This is a genomic window from Roseovarius sp. 10 (assembly GCF_033100315.1).
In the GTDB taxonomy this organism is placed as follows: Bacteria; Pseudomonadota; Alphaproteobacteria; order Rhodobacterales; family Rhodobacteraceae; genus M30B80.
The window spans coordinates 1,137,397-1,164,193 of record NZ_JAWLVH010000001.1 but is presented as its reverse complement, the minus strand read 5'-3'; the positions used below and the strand labels follow the sequence as shown (position 1 = coordinate 1,164,193).

The following is a 26,797-nucleotide window of genomic DNA, read 5'->3' as shown; positions in this document are numbered from 1 at the left end:
CGAGGGCCCCGGGATCCGCATCTGGCGCCGCCCAGACTGAGACTGCCCCTGCCTCCACGCGTCGCACTCAAACGAATTGCGCACGCCTCAGTCGCCTAAACAAGCACAAAACACACGCCGGCGCGCTAAAAATCTAAGTGACTGAAATCATTTACTGAAAAGCGTTCCACGCGCGCGTGGCTGCGTGCTCAAAAATTTTTTGATTTTTTGAATTCCCGATAAGGTCACAACCCCCTCACACCCCCTCCACAATCTCGCGCATGGCGGTGAGGAATTGTGCGACTTCGGTTTCGGTGTTGTAGTGGCACATTGAGACGCGCACAGCGGCGTCTAGGCCCAAGGGGGAGAGCACGTTGCCTGAATAATGATCCGCCTTGCGGGTATGGGTGCGGATGCCGCGTTCGCGCAGTTTGGTCACAATATCAGGCGCGGCTTGGCCCTTGACGGTCAGGCAAACCAGACCCTCGCGGGCGGGGTTATCGAGGCCGCCGATGATGTCGACCTCCGCCATATCCTTGAGGCCTTTGATATTGCCAATGCCGTTGATCATGGCATCGGTGAGGTGTTTTTCATGGGCGTGGATCGCCTCGCCTGCCGCGACAATCCGCGCGCGGGGATCGGTCTGATCTGAAACTTCACCGCCGAGCCAGACAAAATAATCCACCACATCGGAAAAGGTCACATAGGCACCCGTATCGCGGGTGCCGAATTCCCACGGGTTTCCGGGTGCATCAATCAGATGTTCGTGCTTGATCGCATGCAGCCTGTCGCTGACCCAAGCCACGCCATAGCCATGACGCGAGAAGACCTTATAGGGCGAGATGACATAGCCATCGACATCATAGCTCTCGATATCAAGCCTGCCATGCGCGGCGTGCTGGATGCCATCAACGATAATAATGCAATCAGGCGCGATTTTGCGGATTTCGGCGGCAATGGCGCCCACATCCACCCCCATGCCCGTGACGGGCGAGGTGTGCAGGATGGTGGCCACGCGGGTATCTGGGGTGATTTCGGGGCGATAGGCCTCGGGGCCGACTGTGCCCGTGGTGTCATCATGCGCGACAAGAATATGGGGTTTGCCCGCCACTTCGGCCCAATGGGCGGCGGCACTGCGCGAGGCGGGATGCTCCAACGTGCTGCCCAAAACGCGGCCTGCGCCGGTGCCCACAATCGCGGTTCGGATCAAGCGAAACAGCAATTCTGTGCCGCTTTCGCCGACGAAAAACTGCCCCTTCGGTGCGTTGAAAAACAACCGCATATCGGCCTTTGCTTTGTCAATCAGCGCCACAAGGGCATGGGCGGCAGGGTTGTCACGACCTTGATTGTCGGGGATGGCGGCGAATTTGGCCGAAGTTTCGACCACAGAATTCAACGTCAATGCACCGCCTGCATTCTCGAAAAACACCCGGGGCCCTTCAAAGGGGCAGGTGTCCACATGGGCGAAGCGACCGCGAATTTCATCCAACAAACCCGATTTTTCACTCAGCATTTGACCATTTCTTTCTAGACAGTAAGGTTGCGCCTCTTAGGGCAGAGGGCGATAAAACGTCCCAAATCAGCGCGCCCATAGGAGTGAGGAAATCGCAAATGAGCAACCCCCTTTTTGACGCTTTATTGGCCCCTCATCAGGGCAAGGAGAGCAGCTTTCTCATTTTGCCGGACGGGTCAGAAGTCACACATAGCGCATTCCTTGGTTTGGCCAACCAAATGGCGCATGCTTTGCGCGCCGCCGATGTGGGGGTGGGGGATCGGGTTGCGGTGCATGTTGAGAAAACCGCGCCTGCCTTGGCGCTTTATGCGGCATGTATCACGGCGGGTGCTGTGTTTTTGCCATTGAACACCGCCTACACGCCCGCAGAACTATCCTATTTCATCACTGATGCGGATGCGGCGCTGGTGGTCTGTGACCCGTCTGAACTGGCCGCCTTGACCCCAATTGCCGAAACCTGCAAGGCGGCAATCCTGACCTTGGACGCCTCAGGGCAGGGCAGTTTGGCCCGTGCCGCGGCGCAACACCCCACGGAATTTACGCCCGTGCCGCGCGGCCAGAATGATCTTGCAGCGCTTCTTTACACCTCGGGGACAACAGGCCGCTCCAAGGGGGCGATGTTGACCCATGAGAACCTGCTGTCAAACGCGCGCGCCTTGGCCGAGGAGTGGCGCTTTACAAGCGATGATGTGCTGCTGCACGCTTTGCCGATTTTCCATTCTCATGGGCTTTTTGTGGCGTGCAATGTCAGCTTATTGGCGGGCAATGCGATGATCTTTTTGCCAAAATTTGACCAAGAGGCAATTTTGCAGCTTCTGCCGCGCGCCACCACGATGATGGGGGTGCCGACCTTTTACACGCGACTGTTGGAGGATGCGCGCTTTACCCGTGACTTAGTCGCGCATATGCGGCTGTTTGTGTCTGGCTCTGCGCCGCTTTTGGCGGAAACCCATCTGGCTTTTGAGGGGCGCACAGGTCACCGCATTCTTGAAAGATACGGGATGACTGAGACGAATATGAACACCTCAAACCCCTATACGGGGGACCGGCGCGCAGGAACGGTGGGCTTCCCCCTAAAGGGGGTGGAGGTGCGTGTCTGTGATCCGGAGACGCACGTAGAATTACCCACGGGTGAGATCGGGATGCTTCATGTGCGCGGGCCAAATGTATTTTGTGGCTATTGGAATATGCCTGAAAAAACCCGTGAAGAACTGCTTGAAGATGGGTTTTTCATCACGGGCGATTTGGCCAAGATTGACGCGGATGGCTATGTCAGCATTGTGGGGCGGGGTAAGGATCTGATCATCTCAGGCGGGTTTAACATTTACCCAAAAGAGATCGAGATGTTCCTCGATGCGCAGTCAGGGGTTAAGGAAAGCGCTGTCATCGGGGCGCCGCACCCTGATTTTGGGGAAAGCGTGGTCGCGGTCTTGGTGCCTGAGGCAGAAGGCAGTATTGATTTGGATGCCATCCTTGCCTTGGCCAAGGCCGAACTTGCAGGCTTCAAGCGCCCCCGTCATTTCGCGATTGTCGATGCCTTGCCACGCAATACAATGGGCAAGGTGCAAAAGGCCGAGATGCGCAAAACCTATGCAGATGTGTTTCAGGCTTAGACAGGTGGGGTCGGGCGGCGTTCCAAATCTGCGCGCCGCTCGCGTGCAAAGACATACAGACCTGATCCCACGATAATCGCGATACCCAACCATGTCAGGCTGTCTGGGAAATCTTGGAACAAGATATATCCCACTGCGACAGATCCCGCGATTTCGAGATATTGCAGCGGCGCGATTGTGGCTGTGGGGGCCAGTTTCAATGCAACTGACAGCAACAGATGAGAAATCGTTGCCATGATCCCCACGGCCAATAAGGTCATCATCGCAAATTCATTGGGCCAAACAGGGTCGAGCCAAGGGTTGCCCGTGCCGTCAAACCCAATGATCAGGGGCAGGATCAGCACGGATGCCCCCAAGGCCGTATAGGCCTGAAGCGTGATTGGATGTTGGCGATCTGACATCGTGCGTGTGAGGATCATATAGGCGGCAAAGGTCACAGCCGTGCCAAGCGGGAATAACGCCACAAACCCCAATTCCTGAAAGCTTGGTTGGATCACAAAAAGCGCACCGATAAACCCTATGATACAGGCGATGATACGGCGCGGGCCAACCTGCTCGCCCAGCAAAAGACCGCCCATCAGGGTCAAGATAAACGGCTCAACAAAGAAGATGGCCATAGCATTTGCAATCGGCATGTATCGAATGGCCGAAAAAAAGCAAAATGTTGCCAGAAGCAGCATCAAGCCGCGCATCAGATGGCCGATAACATCGCGCGCTGTGGGGCGCATGGCGACCCCCATCATGATCGCCAAGGGGATCAAGATCACAACTTGAACCCCGAAGCGCGCCGCAACAATTTGCAGCACAGGCACTTCATTTGGGGTCAGCTTGGCCATCCCGTCCATGATTGGGGCTGTGATGCAAAAGCCGATCATAAAAAGAATACCCAAAACGGGCTTATCTGCGGTGCTGCGCATGCTGTGATCCATCGTCAGGTGCCCCACCTAACAGGGGCGCATGGCCCATCACTGGCACGATCATGCGGTTTTTGGAATGATAATTTGCGGGGCGCGGGTTTAGGCCATGACCTCGTTGCGATCATCATCGCGCAAGGGGGCTTGGCGGGGGGCAGGTGTTGCAAAGACGATCAACCCCATCACATCTTCTCCACGATCTTGGCGAATAGGGGCTTCGGTGATCTGCGGCGGGGCAAAGCCCGCTTGTGCCAGAAGATCGGTGATATAGCCCTGTGAATGGGTGAAGCGGCGCGATGCCATCAGACGCAGGGGCGCATCCCCAGCCTCAACCGTGAAACAAAGCCGCCCTTCTGGCAAAAGCGCATCGGCGCACCAGCCAATCACCTGTTCCAAAGCGCCGATATAATTGAACACATCCGCCGCAACGATCAGATCATAACTTGGGCCGATCAGAGCCAGTTCCGTGATGTCGCATTTTTCCAGCCTGTCGTAACAGCCCTTTTCTTGCGCCTCTGACAACATGGCGGCAGAGAGGTCATACCCAACAAGCTGCGCTGCAAGGGGCCGCAACAGAACCCCCATCAGACCTGTGCCGCATCCCAAATCCAGTGCAGCATCGGCGTGGCGCAGGCCTGCGCGTGCCAATCCTTCGGCAATCAATTCTGGGGCGCGATATCCAAGCCCCTCGCGCAGGGATTTCTCAAAGCGCGGCGCATATTGATCGAATAATGTTTCGACAAAGGCAGCGGGCATGCGGTCGGTAATGGGGTCAACCCGCGCCACAAGATCACATTTCATCGCCGCGCCAAAAGGATCACTTGGGTCAAGGGCCATGGCCTTGCGCCAAGCTGCAAGGGCCAAATCCGCTTCGCCCGTGGCCTCGTAATATTCCCCTAAACGATACCATCCAGCCGCCCAATCAGGCGAGAGTTCAAGCGCGGATTTCAACGCCTCAACCGCGCCTGCCGCATCGCCTAAATGGGCCAGTGTCTCGGCAAATGAGGCACGCCGATCTGCCGCTGCATCGCCAGAGGAAAAGGTCTTAAACCCCATGATCGTATCACTGTAGATAGCAGCCCTGCGCCAATGCCGCGCCTGTAGCCATGATGCTGCGGCCAAGTCCCCGCATCACTTCGCCATCTAGGCCTGCGCGCCTTTACAGTCAAGGGAAATGGCGCGCCTGCCAAGATCCGCTATGGCGTGGGTTTTGGCCCATCATAGCTATACAGAAACCGTGGTGGGATCGGCCCCTTATTGCGACCGCCTTGTTGGGTTTGTTCCCATGCGTGGGCAAGGATCCCCACGGATCGTGACAGGCAGAACAACCCTCGCGCCAACGGGGGGGCGCAGCCAAGCTCCGCAAATATGACGGCAGTGGCCCCGTCAATATTCATCGGCAAGGGGCGCGGACGGCCCTGGCCCAAATATTGCTCAACAGCATGACCAATATCGGCAAAGCGGCCCGTGATGCTGCCTTTGGCTGCCATGTCGCGGACAAGTGCCATCAAGCGCGGCGCGCGCGGATCGCCATCTTTGTGAAAGCGATGCCCAAACCCGGGCACGAATTTACCATTGCTGGCCTGCCAGTCTGCAATCGCGTCTGCGGTGGCCGCAGTCAAACCCGCGCCTTGTGCCATGCGGGCATCAATGTCGTAGTAGAGTTCAAGCGCCTGTTGCCCCGCCCCCCCATGCACATCGCCCAACATATTCACCGCAGTTGCCATTGCATTGTTGAGGGGCAAGCCACAGGTGACGGCCATCCGCGCCGCCGCAATCGAAGGGGCCTGTGGCCCATGATCCACTGCCGCAACAAGGGCCGCCTCTAACAGTGCCGCCTCATCCGCGTTGGGCAAACGCCCCGCAACCATTAACCAGATCATTGCGGGAAAGCTGACAGTGCCGATCAACTCCTCAATCGGCAGACCGCGAAACCGGATTACGCCCGGCTCCATCTCGATGATTGAACTGCGCCACCAATCGCGAACTTCGTCTGCATCCGTGCTCATATCTCGCCCCTTTCGCGCATTGTGCTGATTTCGTCCACGCCATAGCCAAGCGCGTGCAGGATCGCGTCAGCATCCTCTCCCAAGGCAGGGGGTGGTGTCGTGACTGACAGCGCCGCGCCGTCAATTTTCACGCCCGTGCGCAGAACCGATACAGGGCGCGCTACGCCTGCCACAGCATCGAATGTGGCAATCAGGTCGCGCCCCCGGATCACGGGGTGATCCAAAATAGCGGGCAGGTCAAAAACCTCGCCTGCGGGCACGCCCAATTTGTTCAAGTCTTCGGCCCAATCAGCGGCGGGTTTGGCGGCCAAGGTCGCATCAATTTCCGCCTTTAGGGCCGCGCGGTTGCGCTTGCGCAATTCGCGGGTGGCATATTCAGGGCGCGCCAACAAATCCGCACGCCCAATATGCTGAGCAAGGATCATCCATTGCTCGTCCTTATTGGCGGCGATGTTTAAGGGGCCATCTTTGGCGCGAAACGTGCCCGATGGCGCGGATGTCAGATTTTCATTGCCGTTCGCCGTTGGGCGCTGATCTGCGACCAAGTAATTCGAAACAGCCCATCCCATTGTCGCAATCAGGCTTTCTAACATTGAGATATCAATATAGGCCCCACGCTTGGGTGCGTTGAGGGCGGCGGAAATCGCCATGGCGGCGGTCAGTCCCCCCACCGTATCCGCCACGGGAAACCCCACCCGCAAAGGCGCGCTATCGGTGTCGCCCGTAATCGCCATGACGCCCGATGCCCCTTGGACGATCTGATCATAGGCGGGCCTGTCTGACCAATCCCCCGTTTGACCAAAGCCCGAAATGGCGCAGTAAATGAGGCGCGGGTTGATATCGCGCAACGCCTCATAGCCCACGCCAAGCCTGTCCATCACGCCGGGGCGATAATTCTCCACCAAAACATCGGCGCTTGCCACCAGACGGCGCAAGACCTCTTTGCCGCCTTCAGATTTAAGGTTGGCTGTAACCGATTTTTTCCCTGCATTTTGAGCAAGAAACGAAACCCCCATCCCGATCTTGTTGAGCTCAGGGTCAGCCCCCAATTGGCGGGCCAAATCCCCCGTTTTTGGCACCTCAACTTTAATCACCTCAGCGCCAAGATGCGCCAGTTGATGACAGCAAAACGGCCCTGCAAGCACATTGGTTAAATCCAATACGCGAATTCCGTGAAGCGGGGTTTGTCGATCCACTTAGGTTTGCCTTTTGCTGTGTTCTATCTAGTAGAACAAAATTGCTAATAATAGAACAGGCTGATAGGATTTTGGGGATGAGTCAAGAATATAAGGGCAAAAGGCATGGCAGAGTCGAAAGGTGTGGATGCGGTCGAACGCGCGTTGTTGATCCTAGAATGCTTTACGGCGGACCAGCCCGATCTTAGCCTCGCTGATCTAGCCCGTGCAACGGGCCTCTACAAAAGCACCATTCTGCGCTTGGCTGTGTCGCTTGAAAAATTTGGCCTGCTGCAGCGCGCGGCAGACGGGCGGTTTCGGCTTGGCGCAGGCGCATTGCGTCTTGGTTCGGCCTATCGGCACGGGTTCGATCTGGCGCATGTCTTGCGCCCAGAATTGCGCGCTTTGTCGGATGCAACGGGCGAGACAGCCTCGTTTTATGTGCGTGATGGCGAAAGCCGCCTCTGCCTTTATCGCAGCGAGCCCGCGCGTGCGATCCGCCATTCGGTCACCGAAGGGGCGACCATGCCATTAACCTATGGGGCCAGTGGTAAAATCTTGCGCGCCTATTCGGGCCAAGCGGCCAAGGCGGACGCACAAATTTTGCAAGATGGATATGCGATTTCACGCGGTGAGCGTGATCCCGATGTGGCGGCCATATCTGTGCCCCTTTCTGCCCCTGATGGAAGCTTAGTTGGTGCTTTGGCCCTCTCAGGGCCTATCTCGCGATTTGAGGACGCGCATACGGCCCGTTTTGTGAAGGCGCTGAGGCAAAGCCAAACCCGCCTTGCAGGGCAGCTTGCACTTGGGTCGTGATATTGGGGGATGTGGCAGCCCGTAGGGGAATCGAACCCCTCTTTCCAGGTTGAAAACCTGGCGTCCTAACCGATAGACGAACGGGCCACGCTTGGTGTGGGCGGTTATTAGGAAATGCACGGCGGGGGCGCAAGAGGATTCTGCATCACGATGCGCGAATTTTTTGCGGCTGCAAACTGGCCCTATTGGGGCTTAGCTCGGCGCGCCCTCCGCCCATGCGGCATCCTCAAGGCGCAGTTGCACTTTGGTGCGGCCCTGCCAATGGTTTAATTCAAGACGCCCCGCCAAATGCATTTTCCGCCCCGATCGCTGCGCCTCTTGCAAGGCGGGGCCAAGCGGGCCGTCCATCGCGCCAAAGGCGATGCCCTCCATGGCAACGGGCCCGCCATCGGTGGCGGTGAATTTCAGATGCGCCTCGCCCACAGGTTTCGTGAAACTAATCCTTAGGCTTGGCAGCGCAAAACGCGGGGCAGGGGCAGAAGCGCCGAATGGCCCTGCCTGCTCCAACATCTCGAGCAAGTCAGGTGTAGCACCTGAGGGCAGGATCACGGCATCAACCCTCAAATCCTGATATGTGCTCTCGCCCGCGCCTTGGCGGGCCAACAGATCAGATAGGCGCGCCATTGCAGGCTCGAGTTGCGCACGATGAAGGCTTAGACCTGCGGCCATCTTATGCCCGCCGCCCTTTTCAATCAGCCCTTCTGCGGCAAGCTTTTGGATTGCAGCCCCCAGATCAACACCTGCAACCGAACGCCCCGACCCTTTGCCCGCATCCCCGTCAAAACTGATGACGATAGAGGGGCGGTTTGCTGTCTCCTTCAGGCGGCTTGCAACAATGCCCACCACGCCTGCGTGCCACCCATCGCCTGCGGCCCACACAAGCGGGGCATCCAGACCACGCGCTTCGGCTTGGGCAAGGGCAGCCTCCCGCACAGCGGCTTCAATCTCGCGGCGGTCGGTGTTCAGGCTTTCGAGGCGGGTTGCCATCGCTTGGGCCTTCTGCGGATCGGTTTCGCATAACAGCCTCGCGCCGAGATCTGCCTCACCGATGCGCCCGCCCGCATTGACCCGTGGCCCAAGGACAAAGCCCAAATGATAGGCGTTTGGCGCGCGATCAAGGCGCGCCACATCGCACAGCGCCACAAGCCCCGCCCGCGCGCGCCGCGCCATAACCGTCAGACCTTGTCGCACAAAGGCACGGTTCACCCCCACGAGGGGCGCCACATCCGCTACAGTGGCAAGCGCCACAAGATCCAGCATCGCCATAAGGTCGGGGCCGGTTGTGGCATGATCCTCGCGCAGGCGGCGGTTCATCTCGACCAACACCAAGAAGACCACCGCAGCGGCGCAGAGATGGCCTAAGTCGCCTGTCTCGTCTTGGCGGTTTGGGTTCACCACGGCCACGCAGGTTGGTAAATCTGCACCGCCCAAATGGTGATCGAGAACAACAACATCGCAGCCCGCTGCCGCAATCGGTTCATGGGACAATGTCCCACAATCCACACAGATGATCAGATCATGTGTCGCGCCCAACTCCTGCATTGCGGGGATGTTCGGGCCATAGCCTTCGTCAATTCTATCAGGCACATAGAGGGTCGCACTGTGGCCCATTTGGCGCAGCCAATCGACCAATAGCGCAGCCGAACTGCCGCCATCGACATCATAATCTGCGAAAATTGCAATTTTTTGGCGCGCGGTCAGGGCATCCAAGATGCGCGCGGCGGCCTTGTCCATATCGCGCAAATTGCGCGGGTCAGGCAGGAGGTCGCGCAAAGCAGGGGTTAAAAACGCCTTTGCATGTTCCGGCAAAACGCCCCGCTGTGCCAACAAGATCGCTACCGCCTCGGGCAGGTCTGCCTCGCGTTTGATGGCGGCGGCATGGCGCATCACCTCAGAGGCGGGCGCGATCCATCGTTTTTGGCCGAGTGACAGGCCGACATCAAGGCAGAGGGGGTGTGCGAGATCATCATTCATCACAGGCTTTTCAGGATTTCGTCACAAGATTGCGCGCGGACAAATTCGCCATGCAAATGCGCAACCGCGATCTGGTGGCTGGTTTCAGGGTCAATCGCCATGCTTGCGTCAGACCACGACATATCCCCATTGCGCGCGAAGGTCGCACAGGCATCATGTGCAAGGATAACATCGAAACCCAAATTGGCAGCCATGCGGGCGCTGGTTGAGACGCAATGAGGCGTGGTTAGCCCTGCAATAACAACCGCCTTTATGCTTTGATCGCGAAGATATGCCTCAAGTCCCGTGCCGATAAATGCGGAATTCACGGATTTCTCAAACACAGGCTCATCGCCTTTGGGGGCAAGCGCATCCATAAAGGCAAAGCCTGCACTGCCTTTGGCAAGGGGGCTGCCCGCCTGCGTAGAGGCGTGGCGCACATGCACGACAGGCGCATGGCCCGCGCGCCATGCTGCAAGCAGCCCTGCGGCGTTTGTTTCTGCATCCTTATTGTTGCGCTGCCCCCATATTGGGGCTTCGAAGCCTTTTTGAAAATCAATCAGGATCAGTCCCTGCGTCATTCAACGCTCCGTTGGGTCGGGTGGCGATAGCTCATTCGGCGGATCGACCCTGTTTTCGAACGCATCAAGATTGTTTCGGTGGTCAGCCATCCAGGTTCGCGCTTGATCCCCGACAGGATTGAGCCCGAGGTCACGCCTGTTGCCGCGAAGATCACATCTTCGGTCACCATTTCATCGCGTGTGTAGACGCGGTCAAAATCGCTGATGCCTGCCTTAGTGGCGCGGGCGCGTTCATCGTCATTGCGGAACACCAAGCGGCCCCACATCTGACCACCCATGCATTTCAGGGCCGCTGCGGCCAACACCCCTTCGGGTGCGCCGCCTTGGCCCATATACATATCGATCCCTGTCAGATTGGCCTCTGCCGTATGGATCACCCCCGCGACATCACCATCCGTAATCAAACGAATTGAGGCGCCTGTGCCGCGAATTTCTGCAATCATCGCCTCATGGCGGGGGCGTTCGAGAACACAAACTGTAATGTCATTTGGGCTGCATCCGCGTGCTTTGGCCAAGGCCATGACACGTTCTGCAGGGGTCATATCCAAATTAAGGACGCCCTCAGGATAGCCCGGCCCAATGGCAAGCTTATCCATATAAGTGTCGGGGGCGTGCAACATGGAGCCACGTGGCCCCATCGCAATCACTGTCAGGGCGTTAGGCATATCCTTTGCGGTCAGGGTTGTCCCTTCTAGGGGATCAAGCGCAATATCAACTGCGGGGCCAGTTCCTGTGCCGACCTCTTCGCCGATATACAGCATGGGGGCCTCGTCCCGTTCGCCCTCACCGATGACAACCACACCTTGGATATCAAGCAGGTTCAACTGCTCGCGCATGGCGTTTACCGCGGCTTGGTCGGCGGCCTTTTCATCGCCGCGGCCAATAAGATCTGCCGAGGCAATCGCCGCCGCTTCAGAAACACGGGCCAAGCCCAAAGAGAGCATACGATCATTGAAATCGGATTTTTGCGACATGGGCGGTATGGCCTTTCTTTCAGACGTCTTCGATGCGCAGGGCGACAGGGGGGCTCATCAGCACACCCGTCTGCGGCAGGGCGGCAAGCGCCTCTTGCAACGCGGGCTGTGCGGCTTTGTGGGTCACAATCAAAACAGGCGCGGCCTCGTCTGGGTGATCATATTGGCGCATCCGATCAATAGAAATGCCATTATCGCCCAAAACTGTGGCAATTTTTGCCAAAGCGCCTGGTTTGTCGGTCAAGGTCATGCGGATATAGTAGCAGGCCGCCGAAGCTGCTGATGCAGGTGGGGCTGCCTTGAGGGTTTTTGCAGGTTGGCCAAAGGTCGCAACCCGTATGCCGCGCGCAATGTCGCAAATATCAGACAGCACCGCGCTGGCGGTTGGGCCTTCGCCTGCACCCGCGCCGCGCAGCACGATTTGACCAACATGGTCGCCTTCGACCACCACCATATTCGTTCCGCCCTCAAGCTGCCCCAAGGGGGAGGAGGCGGGAACAAGGCAAGGGCTCATGCGCTGCTCTAGGCCACGGCCCGTCATCCGCGCCACGCCCAAAAGTTTGATCTTGAACCCCAGATCAGCCGCGCGCTTGATATCTTCGATGGTGACAGCGCCGATCCCCTCAAGGCGCATGCCGTCAAAATCAACCTTTGTGCCAAAGGCGATAGAGGACAGAAGCGCCAATTTATGACCCGCATCAATGCCGCCCACATCAAGCTGTGGATCCGCCTCCAAATAGCCAAGACCATCGGCTTCGGCAAAGGCCTCCTCATAGGTGAGGCCTGCATTTTCCATCCGCGTGAGGATGTAGTTGCAGGTTCCGTTCATCACGCCCATCACGCGGGTGATCTGGTTGCCTGCCAAACCTTCGGTCAAGGATTTGATAATTGGGATGCCACCCGCCACTGCAGCCTCAAAGCGCAGGACAAGGTTCTTATCCTCTGCCGCTTCGGCCAATTCTTGCCCATGCAAGGCCAAAAGCGCCTTATTGGCCGTAACAACATCTTTGCCTGCGGCAATCGCGGCCTCGGTCGCGGCCTTGGCAGGGCCATCCGAGCCGCCCATCAGTTCAACAAAGACATCCACATCCTCGCGCTTGGCCAGTGCCACGGGATCATCCTCCCATGCGTATTTCGCCAGATTCACGCCGCGATCTTTGTCACGGCTGCGGGCGCTTACGGCGGAAATGGTGACCTTGCGCCCTGTGCGGGCTTCAATGAGCGCGCCATTGTTCTGAATCATCTTGATGACACCTGTGCCAACGGTGCCAAGACCTGCGATTGCAAGACGCAAAGGGCGTTCCATGATCCCGAACCTCCAAATACTTATGCGCAAGGCGCACATTCTTAAGTTGAACCCCTGTTAGCCCCTTCCAATGCGAGGTGCAACGCAGGCAGGGCAACTATTCCACACGGATTTAATTGAGTGGCGCGTTGGCCAAGGCAGCGGCGCGGCGGCGCATGTCTTCTGCGCGCTCGGACAATTCCCCAACAGTGGCCTCAGCGGTGCTTGGTGTCTCGGCGCGGGTCGGGTCACGCACCCCCTCAACTTCAAGCGCGCCAAGCGGCAAAAGCGCGGGGTAACTTGCGGCGCGCAGATCTTGGCGCGCGGTGTTCTGTGCGCTGCAAGCAGACAGCGCGAGAGGCAAGACCAGCAAAAGGGGCGTGATATATCGCATGATCTTGCGATAGCGCGCCAATCGGCTTGGGTCTAGCCTTGTTTGCGTGCTCAGGCCTTTGCCATTTGGCAAATTGGCGGTTTTTGTGGTTAGAGTGACGCGGGGAACACGAAAGCACCGATAAACTGGTCTTAGGCTTGGTGCGATTAGAAAAGGGACATTGCGCCATGGAAGACACAGCCTTGCACCCAACCGCGATCCACGAGAATCCTTATCGCGGGGCGGGTCTGCCTGATTTGCAGTGCTTTCCCAGTCAGGATGCAAGCCCCGTTCAGGCCCTATTGGAACAGTGCCCCGCTTATGCGCCCACGCCCCTTTTGGTGCGCGATGATTTGGCCAAAGCGGCAGGCACAGCCGCGTTTTTCGTTAAAGATGAGCGCGCGCGTATGGGGCTTGGAAGCTTCAAAGCCTTGGGCGCGGCCTATGTCATCGCCCGCGCTGCGCGCGCAGCCATGGAAAATGGGGCCACTGACTACAGCACGGCCCTGACAGGCCGCGCGTTTATCGCCGCAAGTGCGGGCAATCATGGTCTGTCTGTTGCGGCAGGCGCGCGGGTCTTTGGCGCGCGTGCCATAATCTATCTGTCTGACACTGTCCCTGAGGCTTTTGCCAATCGTCTGCGCGCGCAAGGGGCGGAGCCGCGCCGTGCAGGGGCAACCTATGAGGAAAGCATGAAGGCCGCCGAGGCTGCAGCCGCGGCGGGGGAAGGCACGCTTTTGCCCGATAGCACATGGGCGGGTGAGATGACCCAAGGCTATCTCGTGATGGAGGGGTATTTGCAAATCGGGGCGGAAATGGCCGAAGCACTGGACAGCCCCCCAACCCATATTTTCTTGCAAGCAGGTGTGGGTGGCATGGCAGGGGCCTTGGCCGCCCATGCGCGCGCCACATGGGGGCAGACCCCGCAGATTATCGTGGTCGAGCCTGACGCAGCCCCCGCCCTGCAAGATGCGATTGCCGCGGGTCATGTGGTCGACAGCCACGGCCCTGTCTCAATCATGGGACGGCTTGATTGCAAAACCGCCTCGCTTGTGGCGCTTGCGGGGCTGGCGCGCGATGCGGATCAATTTTTGACGATCTCAGATGGTCAAGCGGCCTCGGGCGTCGCGCGCTTGACCGAGGCGGGGCTTGCCTCCACGCCATCGGGCGCCGCGGGCGTGATTGCTGCGGCCTATCTTGGCTATGACTTCCCACCCGATGCGCGGGTTCTTTGTGTGTTGAGCGAAGGGCCAGAGGATGTCTGACCTGTTCCCGCCCTCTGAATATCACCGCCGTCATAGCGCGATTCAGGCCCGCCTACAGGCCGCAGGCCTAGATGCCATTTTGCTGACCCAAGCCGCGGATATTTTCTATGTTACGGGTTTTCTCACCCGCTTTTGGGAAAGTCCCGCCCGGCCTTGGTTTGTGGTGATCCCCGCCACAGGCACCCCAATCGCCGTGATCCCCGAGATTGGGGCCTATCTTATGGGGCAATCGGTGATCTCCGATATCCGCACATGGCCCGCGCCGCGCCCCGAAGATGATGGGGTCAGCTTGTTGGCTGAGGCCTTATGTGACGTCACATCCAAAGACGGAAAGATTGGTGTGGCCATGGGCCTAGAGACGCAGCTGCGGATGCCTTTGGGGGATTTCTTTGCGCTGCAAACCCGTCTCGCCCCCCGCAGTTTTGTGGATGCGACAGATATCATGCACCGCACCCGCGAGATAAAATCAGCGCTTGAGATTGAAAAATTGCGCGCCGCCTGCGCCATTGGTAATCGTGCCTTTGCCCGCGTTGATGAAATTGCCCGTGTTGGCACGCCCTTAGACGCGGTGTTTCGGGCCTTTCAAATCCTGCTGCTCGAGGAGGGGGCCGACTGGGTGTCCTATGTCGCAGGGGGCGCGGGCGAGGGGAGCTATGGTGATGTGATCTCACCTGCCGCGCCGACACCCCTGCACAGTGGCGATATTTTGATGCTTGATACAGGCGCGGTGAAAGACGGCTATTTTTGTGACTTTGATCGCAATTTTGCCATCGGCACCCCAAGCCCTGAGGCGGCCCGCGGGCATCAGATTTTACAAGATGCGATCCATGCGGTGATGGAGGGGGTTGCGCCGAATATACGCGCCTCAGACCTGCACGCGATGCTATGCCGCGAAATTACGGCGCACGGCGGCACGCCTTGTGGTGGTCGCTTAGGGCACGGGTTGGGCGTGACGCTGACTGAATGGCCATCCCTGACACCGCACGATCAGACAATGCTGCCTGCGGGTATGGTTCTCACGCTTGAGCCATCTGTTGATCTAGGGCAGGGGCGGATACTGGTCGCCGAAGAAAATATTGTCCTGACAGAAAACGGGGCGGAGTTTTTAACAAACCCCGCCCCGCGTGATATTACAATTTTATAGGCGCTGTCAGATGCTTGGGTAGATGGGGAAGCGCTGGCAGAGTGCCTTTACCTCTGCGGCAACTTTTGCCTCTACGGCGCCATTGCCGTCCTCACCATTCGCGGCCAAGCCATCGACCACTTCAACGATCCAATCTGCAACTTGGCGGAATTCGGTCTCGGTAAAGCCACGGGTTGTGGCCGCAGGTGTTCCCAAACGCACGCCTGAGGTGATCATCGGCTTTTCGGTGTCAAACGGGATGCCGTTTTTGTTGCAGGTGATGTTGGCACGGCCAAGCGCCTTTTCAGTGGCGTTGCCTTTTACGCCTTTGGGGCGCAGGTCAACCAACATCAAATGCGTATCTGTGCCGCCTGTGACGATATCCAAGCCGCCCTTCATCAGCTGATCCGCCAGCGCCTTGGCATTGGCAATCACTTGGGTCTGGTAGGCTTTGAATTCAGGGCGCAGCGCCTCACCAAAGGCCACGGCCTTGGCGGCGATCACATGCATCAACGGCCCGCCTTGGATGCCAGGGAAGATGGCAGAATTGACCTTCTTGGCGATATCTTCGTCATTTGTCAGGATCATCCCACCGCGTGGCCCGCGCAGGGTTTTATGCGTGGTGGTGGTTGCAACATGCGCATGCGGGAAAGGCGAGGGGTAATGACCCGATGCCACAAGTCCCGCGAAATGCGCCATGTCGACCAAAAGATAGGCCCCGACACTGTCAGCAATCTCACGCATTTTTGCAAAATCAATGACACGCGGAATGGCCGAGCCGCCCGCAATCAGCATTTTGGGCTTATGTTCAGCCGCAAGTTCGGCAATCGCGTCATAGTCGATTTCCATGTCCTGCTTGCGCACACCGTATTGGATGGCGTTAAACCACTTGCCCGATTGGTTGGGCTTGGCGCCATGGGTCAGGTGGCCGCCTGCATCAAGGCTCATACCCAAGATGGTATCGCCAGGCGTCAAAAGAGCTGTGAAAACCCCTTGGTTCGCTTGGCTGCCTGAATTGGGCTGCACATTGGCATGCGCACAGTCAAACAATTTGCAGGCCCGCTCAATCGCAAGGTTTTCTGCGATATCGACATAATCGCAGCCGCCATAATACCGCCGACCAGGATAACCTTCGGCATATTTATTGGTCATCACCGAGCCTTGCGCAGCCATCACAGCAGCCGAGACGATGTTCTCGGAGGCGATCAATTCGATCTCTTCGCTTTGACGACCGAACTCTTTGGTAATCGCGCCAAAGATTTCAGGGTCACGGGTGCTGAGGGCTTCGGTGAAAAATCCATCGTCACGGTGGGGCGCAGTCATAGTGAGGGCTCCTTACATCGGGGGCGCGTTTTGTTGGGTGACGCGCGGGCGCTGTCTATCGCATGGGGTTTAGGGCAGAACAGCCCTTTGGAAAAGGGCGAAAGCGGCAATTCGACAGAGAGTCGCGCCCTGCCGCCCTGCAAGGCGGGCAAATTTGCACTGTTTTGCGGGGTCTTGTGTTTCGGCATGGCAGGGAACAGGATGGCATCACCCCTGTCTCGCAAAGGTCGCGCAGATGAGCAAAGATTTGAAAATAGCCTTTTTGGCCTCGCGGGCGCGGATGGCGCAGGCCGCCCTTGCGGAATTGAGCGCGGCTTATGGCCAATCAACGCCTCAGGAGGCCGATATCATCGTGGCGCTTGGCGGGGATGGCTTTATGCTGTCGACCTTGCACGAAACCCAACCGCTCAATCGTCCGGTCTATGGAATGAACCGTGGCACGGTCGGCTTTTTGATGAATGAATATTCTGCCGATGGTTTGATGGCCCGCCTCACTGCGGCGGAGGAGGCGCAGATCAACCCGTTGCGGATGAAGGCGCGGCGCGCGACAGGCGAAACAATCGAGGCTTTGGCGATCAATGAGGTCAGTTTGCTGCGCGCAGGCCCCCAAGCCGCCAAGCTGCGCATCCATGTTGATGGAAAGCTGCGCATGCAAGAACTGGTCTGCGATGGCGCGCTGTTATGCACGCCTGCAGGCTCGACCGCCTATAACTATTCCGCGCATGGCCCGATTTTGCCCATTGGTGCAGATGTTTTGGCGATGACCGCCGTGGCGGCCTTTCGTCCGCGCAGGTGGCGGGGGGCGCTGCTCAATAAATCATCCAATGTGATTTTCGAAGTGGTCGATCCTGACCACCGCCCTGTGATGGCAGATGCCGACAGCGTTTCGGTGAACAACGTCACCCATGTAGAGATATCCAGCGCGCAAGACGTGACCCATCGTATCCTGTTCGATCCAGGCCATGGTTTGGAAGAGCGGCTTTTGCGCGAGCAATTCGTGTAATCCAAACGGGATTTGCCCTTTCCTCGGCGATAGTTTAACGTTAAACTAATTGTGGAGGGTGGCCGTTTGCGGCCGTTTGGCGACCATAGCCGATTGGGAATAGATCATGACTGAAGACAGCAACGACAGTTTGCGCCAGCGCGCGCTTGCCTATCATGCAGGCCCGAAACCAGGGAAATTGGAGGTGCGCGCGACCAAGCCTTTGGCGAATGGGCGCGACCTGTCCTTGGCCTATAGCCCCGGCGTTGCTGAAGCCTGCCTTGAAATCAAAGCAGACCCCGCCCATGCCGAAAGCTATACAGGACGCGGCAACCTTGTCGCCGTGGTGACCAATGGCACGGCTGTGCTAGGTCTTGGCAATATTGGCGCACTCGCCTCTAAGCCTGTGATGGAGGGGAAGGCGGTTCTTTTCAAGAAATTCGCCGGCATCGACTGCTTTGACATTGAATTGAACGAGAGCGATCCCGAGAAATTGGCGGATATTGTTTGCGCGCTTGAGCCAACCTTTGGCGCAATCAATCTTGAGGATATCAAAGCGCCAGATTGTTTTATCGTAGAAAAACTGTGCCGTGAGCGAATGAATATTCCCGTTTTCCATGACGACCAACATGGAACGGCGATTGTCGTGGGCGCGGCCGCAACCAATGCGCTGCGTCTTGCGGGGAAATCCTTTGCCGATATCAAGGTCGTGTCTACGGGCGGCGGTGCGGCGGGGATTGCCTGCCTCAATATGCTGCTGAAACTGGGCCTCAAGCGTGAGAATGTTTGGCTCTGCGATTTGGATGGTCTGGTCTATCGGGGCCGTGAGGCGGGAATGACACCGCAAAAAGCCGAATATGCCCAAGGGGCCAGTCCTGCTTCCTTAAGCGATGTGATCGAGGGGGCGGATTTGTTCCTTGGCCTGTCTGGCCCGGGTGTTTTAACGCGCGAGATGGTTTCGCGCATGGCGGATCGTCCTGTGGTCTTTGCCCTGGCGAACCCGAACCCAGAAATCACCCCCGATGATGTGCGCGCGGTAAAGCCGGACGCGATCATTGCCACGGGGCGGTCAGATTTTCCCAATCAGGTGAACAACGTCTTATGCTTTCCGTTCATCTTCCGCGGCGCTTTGGATGTCGGCGCAAGCGAAATCAATGACGCGATGCAAATTGCCTGTATTGAAGGCATCGCCGCATTGGCGCGCGCAACCACCAGTGCCGAAGCTGCGGCGGCCTATAAGGGCGAGCAGCTGACCTTTGGCCCTGACTATCTGATCCCCAAGCCATTTGACCCGCGCCTGATGGGTGTGGTGGCCAGTGCCGTGGCCGAGGCGGCTATGAGTTCGGGTGTGGCGAAGCGGCCCATTGATGACATCGCCGCCTATCGCGCCAAACTTAATCAGGCGGTGTTCCGCTCTGCGCTTATCATGCGCCCTGTCTTTGCTGCAGCGGCCACCACGACCCGCCGTATCGCTTTCGCAGAAGGCGAGGATGAGCGCGTTTTGCGTGCGGCCCAAGCCATGCTTGAGGAAACCACAGACACCCCCATTCTTATCGGTCGTCCCGATGTGATTGAAATGCGGGCCGAGCGGGCAGGCCTGACCATCCGCCCGCGGGTGGATTTCGAAATCGTAAACCCCGAAAATGACCCGCGCTATCGGGATTATTGGGGCAGCTATCACAGCGTTATGGAACGTCACGGGGTGACCCCCGATTTGGCCCGTGCGATTATGCGCACAAACACCACCGCCATCGGCGCGGTCATGGTGTATCGCGAAGAGGCAGACAGCTTAATCTGCGGCACCTTTGGCCAGTATTTGTGGCACTTGAAATATATCAGCCAGCTTTTGGCCCGTGACGGGTTACATCCCGTTGGGGCGCTGTCCTTGATGATTTTGGAAGATGGGCCGCTCTTTATTGCCGATACGCATATTCATGCGCAGCCCACCCCAGACCAAATCGCCGAGACGGTGATTGCCACGGCCCGTCATGTGCGCCGCTTTGGCATCGCGCCAAAAATTGCGCTGTGTTCTGGCAGTCAATTTGGCAATCTCGACAGTGATAGTGGGCGGCGGATGCGCGCGGCGCTTGATATTCTGGACGCGATGGCGCTTGATTTCGCCTATGAGGGCGAGATGCATATCGACAGCGCGCTTGATCCCGAACTGCGCGCCCGAATTTTCCCCAATTCGCGCCTTGAGGGGCAAGCCAACGCGCTTGTCTTTGCCAATACTGATGCCGCTGGGGCGGCACGGAACATCCTAAAGATGAAGGCGGGCGGGCTCGAAGTTGGGCCGATTCTTATGGGGATGGGTAATCGCGCGCATATCGTCACCCCCTCAATCACCGCGCGGGGGCTGTTGAATATTTCTGCCCTCGCAGGCACGCCTGTCGCCACCTATGGCTGACAGGCGCACTGCCGCGCCTTAGCCAAAGGTGATGCGCAACAGTGTGAGAAACATCAATGCGGTTGCCCCAAGCGCCGAGATGATCAGTGCGGGGAATCCCCAAATCAGAATGGCCGAGGCAACAGCCGAAACAACCATGATAATAAGGGCAAAACTGTTGTCTACTTCGCCCTCGACCACCTCGCGCGCGATGCGCCCGATGACGGGCAGGCGATAGGTGACATGGCGTGTGATATAGTGGCTTGTGTCTTCGTTTAAGGACATGGTCATGGGGGAGGCTCCTGTTCAATATCCCCTCATTTAACCTTCCCCCCGTTAAAACAAAGTGGCGCATGGTCGCAGTTTTCGCGCCTGCGTCAAAGTCACCTTCTTGCGCAAGCTATGGTTGAAGGGATAGAAAATTGCGCAAGCAAAGGGAGGCCCGCATGAGCTATCAAAAGATTTATGAGTATGCCCGTTCCAACCCAGAAGGGTTTTGGATGGAGGCTGCTTCTGCCATTGATTGGGATGTTGAACCATCCCACGCGCTGTCTGATGAAAACGCGCCTCTTTATGAATGGTTTGCAGATGGTCAACTGAATGGTTGTTGGAACGCGGTCGATCGCCATGTTGCAGCAGGCCATGGGGATCGCACCGCTATCATCTATGACAGCCCCATCACCAACACGGTTCAGAAAATTTCCTACGCAGAATTGCAAGAACGTGTCGCGCTTCTGGCGGGTGGCCTTCAGGCCAAAGGTGTGACCAAAGGGGATCGGGTCATTATCTATATGCCGATGGTGCCACAGGCGGTTGAGGCGATGCTTGCCTGCGCGCGCATTGGCGCGGTGCATTCGGTGGTCTTTGGCGGCTTTGCTGCGGCTGAATTGGCGGTGCGCATTGATGATGCGCAGCCCAAATGTATCATCGCCGCCTCCTGTGGCCTCGAGCCGGGCCGCGTGGTGCATTATAAACCACTTTTGGATGCGGCCATCGAGGCCGCTGCCCATAAGCCAGATTTCTGCGTGATCTTTCAGCGCGAGCAAGAAGTGGCAAGCTTGACCGATGGGCGCGATGTCGATTGGTATGGCTTCCAACACGGGGTTGCGCCTGCGCCTTGTGTGCCCGTAGAGGGCAACCACCCCGCCTATATTCTCTACACCTCTGGCACAACGGGCCAGCCAAAGGGCGTTGTGCGCCATACAGGCGGCCATCTGGTTGCGTTGAATTGGTCAATGCGCAATCTCTACGATATGAACCCCGGCGAGGTGTTTTGGGCCGCCTCTGATGTGGGTTGGGTCGTGGGGCATTCCTATATTTGTTACGCGCCTCTGACCTTTGGCTGCACCACAATCGTCTTTGAAGGCAAACCTATTGGCACGCCTGATGCAGGCACGTTCTGGCGCGTGATTGATGAGCATAAGGTCAAATGCCTCTTTACCGCCCCAACGGCCTTTCGCGCGATCAAGCGCGAAGACCCAGAAGGCAGCTTTATTGGGAAATATGACATCTCTAGCCTTGAATCGCTGTTCTTGGCGGGCGAGCGTGCCGACCCTGACACAATCCAATGGGCGCAGGCAAAACTTGGCGTGCCAGTGATTGACCATTGGTGGCAAACCGAAACGGGTTGGGCCATTTGTGGCAACCCATTGGGTATTGAAAAATTGCCTGTCAAAATCGGCAGCCCCTCGGTGCCAATGCCTGGGTATGATGTACAAATTTTGGATGAGGGCGGGCATGAAGTGCCTGCGGGCGAATTGGGCGCGATTGCGATTAAATTGCCCTTGCCGCCTGCAACCTTGCCTACGTTGTGGAATGCCGAAGCCCGCTTCCGCAAATCCTATCTTGAGCATTTCAAAGGCTATTACGAGACGGGTGATGCGGGATATAAGGATGAAGACGGGTATCTTTATATCATGGCGCGCACGGATGATGTGATCAACGTGGCGGGTCACCGCTTGTCGACAGGTGGGATGGAGGAGGTTCTAGCCTCCCACCCAGATGTGGCTGAATGCGCGGTAATCGGTGTGGCAGATGATCTCAAAGGGCAAATGCCTCTGGGGTTTTTGTGTCTCAACAAAGGGGCGACCAAAGATGCGGCAGATGTCGTGTCTGAATGCGTGAAACTTGTGCGTGACAAAATCGGCCCCGTTGCGGCGTTCAAACTGGCCGTTGTGGTGGATCGCCTGCCCAAAACCCGTTCGGGCAAGATTTTGCGTGGAACAATGGTGAAAATCGCCGATGGCGAAAGCTATAAAATGCCTGCAACAATTGATGATCCTGCGATTTTAGACGAGATTGCAGTGGCCTTGAAAACTTTGGGCTACCCCAAAGCCTAAGGCGGGTTTGACGAGACGGGATGAAGGGCGGGCCTTTGGGCCCGCTTTTTCTTTCGCCTTGCGTGCATCGGTTCGTCAGGACAGATTGAGGCAACGCAATTCAAGGAGTGCGGATCATGCCCCAGACCAAGACACCAGACCCCGCATTGATGGCCGCCGCCGCAGAAATCCGTCCGCGCGCCTATGCCCCATATTCGGGCTTTGCAGTCGGTGCTGCGCTGCGTGGGGCAGATGGGCAGATTTACCACGGGGTGAATGTCGAAAACGCGGCCTATCCCCAAGGCACCTGTGCCGAGGCGGGCGCAATTTCAGCGATGATTGCCGCAGGCTGTCATGAGATCCTAGAGGTTGCTGTGATCGCAGATAGCCCCGTTCCTGTCGCCCCTTGTGGGGGGTGTCGCCAAAAATTGCGAGAATTCAGCAAAGATGAGGTGCTGATCACCATGGCCACAACGCGCGGCACAGGTCAGGCGATCCTGAGCATGGCGGACATTCTGCCTGGCGCCTTTGTGAAATCGGCGATGGAATAGGGCAGATCATGGCCGATCCGCGCAGCATCTTGGCAAAATTGCGAGAGGGGCAAACTCTGACCGAATTTGAGATGTTTGCCTTTGCCGAAGGGTTGGCGGATGGCACTGTCAGCGATGCGCAGGCGGGGGCCTTTGCGATGGCCGTATGTTTGCACGGTCTCAGCCTTGAGAACCGCACCCATCTGACCCATGGGATGCTGGAAAGCGGCACGGTTTTGGGGTGGTCACTGGATGGCCCTGTAATCGACAAACATTCCACAGGCGGGGTGGGCGATTGTGTGTCGCTGATCCTTGCCCCTGCCTTAGCGGCGTGCGGGGCCTATGTGCCGATGATTTCAGGGCGTGGCTTGGGGCATACGGGCGGCACTTTGGACAAACTTTCGGCAATTTCGGGCTTGCAGATTGATGTCGCCATTGAGGATTTGCAACGCATTGTGGGGCAAGTGGGCTGTGCGATTGTCAGCGCCAATGCCGATATCGCCCCTGCGGATCGTAGGCTTTATGGGTTGCGTGATATCACCGCCACTGTGCCAAGCATTGATTTGATCACGGCCTCTATTTTGTCCAAGAAATTGGCAGCAGGGCTAGAGGCCTTGGTTTTAGACGTGAAATGCGGCACGGGTGCCTTTATGCAAACCCCGCAAGAGGCCGTGCAACTGGCTCAATCCTTGGTGGATACAGCGCAAAGCGCGGGCTGTAAAACCACGGCGCTTGTCACCGATATGAACCAACCGCTTGCGCGTGCAGCGGGCAATTCTTTGGAAATGATGGAGGTGATGGAGGCGCTGTGCAGTCCAAAGCTCGACAGTGATCTGATCCGCCTAACCATCAGCCTTGGGGGTGAGGTTTTGGTGCAAGCGGGGCTTGCGGTTGATGCGGCGGCAGGTGAGATGGCACTGACAAACGCGCTGACCCAAGGTCACGCCGCCGAGGTTTTTGGCCGTATGGTCGCGGCGCAAGGGGGCGCCACAGATTTTGTGGCACGTTGGCGAGATCGCTTGCCTGCAGCGCTCTATGCGGTGGATATTTTCCCGCAAAAGACGGGCTATATCCGTGCAATTGACGCCCGCACCTTGGGCGAGGTTGTGGTGCATCTTGGCGGGGGGCGCCTACAGGCAGAGGATCAGATCGACAAACGTGTGGGTCTTTCTGACATCCAGCGGATTGGTGATTTGGCCGACCCCACGACCCCGCTTTTACGCCTTCATGCGCGCGACCCTGAGATTGCCAAACATATGGGGGCAATCGTGTTAGACGCCTTCACCCTTTCCGAAGAAAGGCCGCCGCGCCCTGCCTTGATCCATGAAAGGATCGGCTGAATGGCGCGTGGATTTTTGGTGGTGATGGATTCTGTTGGTATCGGGGGCGCACCAGACGCAGACCGATATTTCAATGCGGGCCATCCCGATACAGGCGCGAATACCTTGGGCCATATCGCGCAGGCACAGCCGCTGAGAGTGCCGAATTTGGATCGTCTAGGCCTTGGGGCCGCTTTGCATCTGGCAAGCGGCATCTGCCCTGCACCCCTGACATCGGCTGCACCGAATGCCATTTGGGGCGTGGCCGAAGAATCCGCCAAAGGCAAAGATACGCCATCAGGCCATTGGGAATTGACGGGCTGCGCCTTGCCTTGGGATTGGCACTATTTTCCCGCTACCGTTCCCAGTTTCCCTGAGGCTTTGGTCGCGGCGGTTCAATCTATCGCAGGTGTTGGGGGGATTTTGGGCAATTGCCACGCCTCTGGGACTGAGATCATCGAACGCCTTGGGGCGCAACATCTGCAAACGGGGTATCCGATTTGCTACACCTCCGCCGATAGTGTCTTTCAGATTGCCGCGCATGAAGAGGTCTTTGGGCTAGAGCGTCTCTATGACCTCTGCGAAAGGATCGCACCGCAACTGCACGCGATGCGGGTAGGGCGGGTGATCGCGCGCCCCTTTACGGGTCGCCTAGGCGCGTTTGAGCGCACTGAAAACCGCCGCGATTACGCGATGATGCCGCCCCACCCAACCTTGTTGGATCACGCATCTGAGGCAGGGCGCGCGGTCATTGCCATTGGCAAAATCAGCGATATTTTCGCCCATCGTGGCATCACAGAAAGCCATAAGGGAGGTGATGCCCGCCTGATGGAACATCTGGCCCACGCGGTAGATTGCGCCCCCGATGGTAGCCTCACAATCGCCAATTTCGTTGAGTTTGATGCCCGTTTTGGCCATCGCCGCGATGTGGCGGGTTATGCGGGTGCGCTGGAATGGTTTGACGCAGCGATTGCGCCGATTATCGCTGCGCTGCGCCCGGGTGACATGCTGATTTTAACAGCAGATCATGGTAATGATCCCACATGGGTTGGCACGGATCACACCCGTGAACGTGTCCCCTTTTTGGTGGCGGCCCCTGACCATGCGCCCCAAGGGCTAGGCCTTCGGGCCTTTGCCGATATTGGCGCAAGCCTCGCCGCGCATTTGGGGCTTGGCCCCCTTCAGATTGGAAGCCCTGTCTTATGAGCCAGATTGACAGTCAAATCATCTATGCTGCCATGACCTTTGTCGCTGCCCTATTTGGGGTGCGTTTGGCCGCGCGGATCTTGTCGCAGCGAGTGATCTCATGGCGCGCGGCTACCTTATTTGCCATAGTGGTCACCGCGCTTGGCTATTATTTTTAGGGGAACGGCGATGTCAGATATGGCCCGCGTCAAAAAGGTTGAATTGCACCTTCATCTTGAGGGGGCGGCACAGCCTGATTTTATTCGTCAGATCGCCTTCGAAAAAAAGGTGGATTTATCGGGCATTTTCACCGCGCAAGGCGGTTATGACATTCATGATTTTGTGCATTTTCTGCGCGTCTATGAGGCGGCAACATCGGTTCTCACCACGCCCGAAGATTATGCGCGTCTGACGCGCTCTGTGCTTGAGGCATCAGCAGGCCATGGGGTGGTTTATTGCGAAACCTTCTTGTCCCCTGATTTTTGCGGCGGTGGGGATATTGGTGCTTGGCGCGAGTATCTTTCTGCGATGACCGAAGCCGCAGATGCCGCCGAGCGGGATTTTGGGATCACGATGCGGGGCGTGATTACGGCGGTTCGTCATTTCGGGCCAGATCAGGCGAAGCGGGCCGCGCGCTGTGCTGCGGAAACGGCGGGGCGCATGATTTGCGGCTTTGGAATGGCGGGGGACGAGAAGATTGGCCATGTGCGCGATTTTTCGTGGAGCTTTGATTGCGCGGCCGAGGCAGGACTACCCTTCACCATTCATGCAGGCGAATGGGGGGGCGCGCAATCGGTGCGCGAGACGCTAGATGCCTATAATCCGCCCCGTATCGGGCATGGTGTCGAGGCGATCAGTGACCCTGACTTGGTCGCACGCCTTGCCGATACGGGTGTTGTTTTGGAATGCTGCCCTGTGTCGAATGTTTTTCTTGGGGTTTTCCCAAATTGGAAAAGTCACCCGCTTGCGAGTCTGCGCGAGGCTGGGGTCAAAGTAACCGTGTCAACCGATGATCCACCCTTTTTCCATACCAATATGAGCCGTGAATATGAGGCCTTGGAACAGCATTTTGGGTGGGCTGAGACGGAATTCACGGAAATAAACCAAACCGCGCTTGCGGCGGCCTTTTGTGATGAGGAAACCCGCGCGCGCGTTGCAAAACGGCTTGAAAGCTAGGGGGA

Annotated in this window: 24 protein-coding genes and 1 tRNA gene; 12 read left to right on the top strand and 13 right to left on the bottom strand. The window is 57.7% G+C overall.

Annotated features, from left to right (window positions below; translation table 11 throughout):
• Positions 1-235: 235 nt before the first annotated feature.
• Positions 236-1,492 carry an aminotransferase class V-fold PLP-dependent enzyme gene (locus tag RYZ18_RS05915; protein ID WP_317655487.1) on the bottom strand — a complete coding sequence of 419 codons (1,257 nt, stop codon included), beginning with the start codon at positions 1,490-1,492 and terminating at the stop codon, positions 236-238.
• 98 nt (positions 1,493-1,590) lie between these two features.
• On the opposite strand from RYZ18_RS05915, the gene RYZ18_RS05910 reads away from it, so the two are divergent.
• Positions 1,591-3,105: a malonate--CoA ligase gene (locus RYZ18_RS05910; RefSeq protein ID WP_317655486.1), complete on the top strand. Its 1,515-nt coding sequence runs from the start codon at positions 1,591-1,593 to the stop codon at positions 3,103-3,105.
• Here the strand turns inward: RYZ18_RS05910 and RYZ18_RS05905 are convergent.
• The 4 genes from RYZ18_RS05905 to RYZ18_RS05890 form a co-directional block, all read right to left on the bottom strand.
• Positions 3,102-4,022 carry a DMT family transporter gene (locus RYZ18_RS05905; RefSeq protein WP_317655485.1) on the bottom strand — a complete coding sequence of 307 codons (921 nt, stop codon included), beginning with the start codon at positions 4,020-4,022 and terminating at the stop codon, positions 3,102-3,104. The two genes, RYZ18_RS05910 and RYZ18_RS05905, sit on opposite strands and share 4 nt — an antisense overlap.
• Positions 4,023-4,121: 99 nt before the next feature.
• Positions 4,122-5,075 carry a class I SAM-dependent DNA methyltransferase gene (locus RYZ18_RS05900; RefSeq protein ID WP_317655483.1) on the bottom strand — a complete coding sequence of 318 codons (954 nt, stop codon included), beginning with the start codon at positions 5,073-5,075 and terminating at the stop codon, positions 4,122-4,124.
• A 140-nt stretch (positions 5,076-5,215) separates the two neighbouring features.
• Positions 5,216-6,028, bottom strand: a complete 813-nt coding sequence (locus RYZ18_RS05895) for a citryl-CoA lyase (protein ID WP_317655482.1) — start codon at positions 6,026-6,028, stop codon at positions 5,216-5,218.
• Positions 6,025-7,224: a CoA transferase gene (locus RYZ18_RS05890; protein WP_317655481.1), complete on the bottom strand. Its 1,200-nt coding sequence runs from the start codon at positions 7,222-7,224 to the stop codon at positions 6,025-6,027. The genes RYZ18_RS05895 and RYZ18_RS05890 overlap by 4 nt, the downstream gene beginning before the upstream one ends.
• A 105-nt stretch (positions 7,225-7,329) precedes the next feature.
• Here RYZ18_RS05890 and RYZ18_RS05885 point away from each other — a divergent pair, with 105 nt between their 5' ends.
• Complete coding sequence (locus RYZ18_RS05885; protein WP_317655479.1) at positions 7,330-8,019, top strand: IclR family transcriptional regulator; 690 nt, start codon at positions 7,330-7,332, stop codon at positions 8,017-8,019.
• A 12-nt stretch (positions 8,020-8,031) separates the two neighbouring features.
• Here RYZ18_RS05885 and RYZ18_RS05880 read toward each other — a convergent pair.
• From RYZ18_RS05880 to RYZ18_RS05855, 6 genes are all read right to left on the bottom strand, one after another.
• Positions 8,032-8,106, bottom strand: a tRNA-Glu gene (locus RYZ18_RS05880).
• A gap of 105 nt (positions 8,107-8,211) precedes the next feature.
• Positions 8,212-9,993, bottom strand: coding sequence for a single-stranded-DNA-specific exonuclease RecJ (gene recJ / locus RYZ18_RS05875; RefSeq protein ID WP_317655478.1), 1,782 nt, complete (start codon positions 9,991-9,993; stop codon positions 8,212-8,214).
• The gene (locus tag RYZ18_RS05870; RefSeq protein WP_317655477.1) at positions 9,993-10,553 is read right to left on the bottom strand and encodes a cysteine hydrolase family protein; all 561 of its coding nucleotides are present in this window, start codon (positions 10,551-10,553) and stop codon (positions 9,993-9,995) included. Before RYZ18_RS05870 ends, recJ begins: the two co-directional genes overlap by 1 nt.
• A complete protein-coding gene (gene glpX, locus RYZ18_RS05865; RefSeq protein WP_317655475.1) occupies positions 10,550-11,527 on the bottom strand; it encodes a class II fructose-bisphosphatase in 978 nt (325 codons plus the stop codon). Before glpX ends, RYZ18_RS05870 begins: the two co-directional genes overlap by 4 nt.
• A gap of 19 nt (positions 11,528-11,546) precedes the next feature.
• Complete coding sequence (locus tag RYZ18_RS05860) at positions 11,547-12,833, bottom strand: homoserine dehydrogenase (protein WP_317655473.1); 1,287 nt, start codon at positions 12,831-12,833, stop codon at positions 11,547-11,549.
• 112 nt (positions 12,834-12,945) lie between these two features.
• Positions 12,946-13,278, bottom strand: coding sequence for a hypothetical protein (locus RYZ18_RS05855; RefSeq protein ID WP_317655472.1), 333 nt, complete (start codon positions 13,276-13,278; stop codon positions 12,946-12,948).
• Between the two features lie 95 nt (positions 13,279-13,373).
• On the opposite strand from RYZ18_RS05855, the gene RYZ18_RS05850 reads away from it, so the two are divergent.
• Both RYZ18_RS05850 and RYZ18_RS05845 read left to right on the top strand, forming a co-directional pair.
• The gene (locus RYZ18_RS05850; protein WP_317655470.1) at positions 13,374-14,450 is read left to right on the top strand and encodes a pyridoxal-phosphate dependent enzyme; all 1,077 of its coding nucleotides are present in this window, start codon (positions 13,374-13,376) and stop codon (positions 14,448-14,450) included.
• The gene (locus tag RYZ18_RS05845; protein ID WP_317655469.1) at positions 14,443-15,594 is read left to right on the top strand and encodes a Xaa-Pro peptidase family protein; all 1,152 of its coding nucleotides are present in this window, start codon (positions 14,443-14,445) and stop codon (positions 15,592-15,594) included. The genes RYZ18_RS05850 and RYZ18_RS05845 overlap by 8 nt, the downstream gene beginning before the upstream one ends.
• A gap of 6 nt (positions 15,595-15,600) precedes the next feature.
• Here RYZ18_RS05845 and glyA read toward each other — a convergent pair whose 3' ends face one another.
• A complete protein-coding gene (glyA, locus tag RYZ18_RS05840) occupies positions 15,601-16,896 on the bottom strand; it encodes a serine hydroxymethyltransferase (protein ID WP_317655468.1) in 1,296 nt (431 codons plus the stop codon).
• A 235-nt stretch (positions 16,897-17,131) separates the two neighbouring features.
• Here glyA and RYZ18_RS05835 point away from each other — a divergent pair, with 235 nt between their 5' ends.
• Positions 17,132-17,899, top strand: coding sequence for an NAD kinase (locus RYZ18_RS05835; protein ID WP_317655467.1), 768 nt, complete (start codon positions 17,132-17,134; stop codon positions 17,897-17,899).
• Between the two features lie 106 nt (positions 17,900-18,005).
• A complete protein-coding gene (locus RYZ18_RS05830; RefSeq protein WP_317655465.1) occupies positions 18,006-20,285 on the top strand; it encodes an NADP-dependent malic enzyme in 2,280 nt (759 codons plus the stop codon).
• 18 nt (positions 20,286-20,303) lie between these two features.
• On the opposite strand, the gene RYZ18_RS05825 is transcribed toward RYZ18_RS05830, so the two are convergent.
• Positions 20,304-20,555 carry a hypothetical protein gene (locus RYZ18_RS05825; RefSeq protein WP_317655464.1) on the bottom strand — a complete coding sequence of 84 codons (252 nt, stop codon included), beginning with the start codon at positions 20,553-20,555 and terminating at the stop codon, positions 20,304-20,306.
• Positions 20,556-20,710: 155 nt separating this feature from the next.
• Here RYZ18_RS05825 and RYZ18_RS05820 point away from each other — a divergent pair, with 155 nt between their 5' ends.
• The 6 genes from RYZ18_RS05820 to RYZ18_RS05795 all read left to right on the top strand — a co-directional run bounded on the left by RYZ18_RS05820 (position 20,711) and on the right by RYZ18_RS05795 (position 26,792).
• A complete protein-coding gene (locus RYZ18_RS05820; protein WP_317655462.1) occupies positions 20,711-22,603 on the top strand; it encodes a propionyl-CoA synthetase in 1,893 nt (630 codons plus the stop codon).
• A gap of 116 nt (positions 22,604-22,719) precedes the next feature.
• Positions 22,720-23,133 (top strand): cytidine deaminase, encoded by a 414-nt coding sequence (locus RYZ18_RS05815; protein ID WP_317655460.1) that lies wholly within the window; start codon positions 22,720-22,722, stop codon positions 23,131-23,133.
• A gap of 8 nt (positions 23,134-23,141) precedes the next feature.
• On the top strand, positions 23,142-24,452 hold the full coding sequence (locus RYZ18_RS05810) for a thymidine phosphorylase (protein WP_317655458.1): 1,311 nt from the start codon (positions 23,142-23,144) through the stop codon (positions 24,450-24,452).
• Positions 24,453-25,637, top strand: coding sequence for a phosphopentomutase (locus tag RYZ18_RS05805; RefSeq protein WP_317655457.1), 1,185 nt, complete (start codon positions 24,453-24,455; stop codon positions 25,635-25,637).
• Entirely contained in the window at positions 25,634-25,795 is a 162-nt protein-coding gene (locus RYZ18_RS05800; RefSeq protein ID WP_317655455.1) for a hypothetical protein, read from the top strand. The genes RYZ18_RS05805 and RYZ18_RS05800 overlap by 4 nt, the downstream gene beginning before the upstream one ends.
• 10 nt (positions 25,796-25,805) lie before the next feature.
• On the top strand, positions 25,806-26,792 hold the full coding sequence (locus RYZ18_RS05795) for an adenosine deaminase (RefSeq protein WP_317655454.1): 987 nt from the start codon (positions 25,806-25,808) through the stop codon (positions 26,790-26,792).
• Positions 26,793-26,797: the final 5 nt, after the last annotated feature.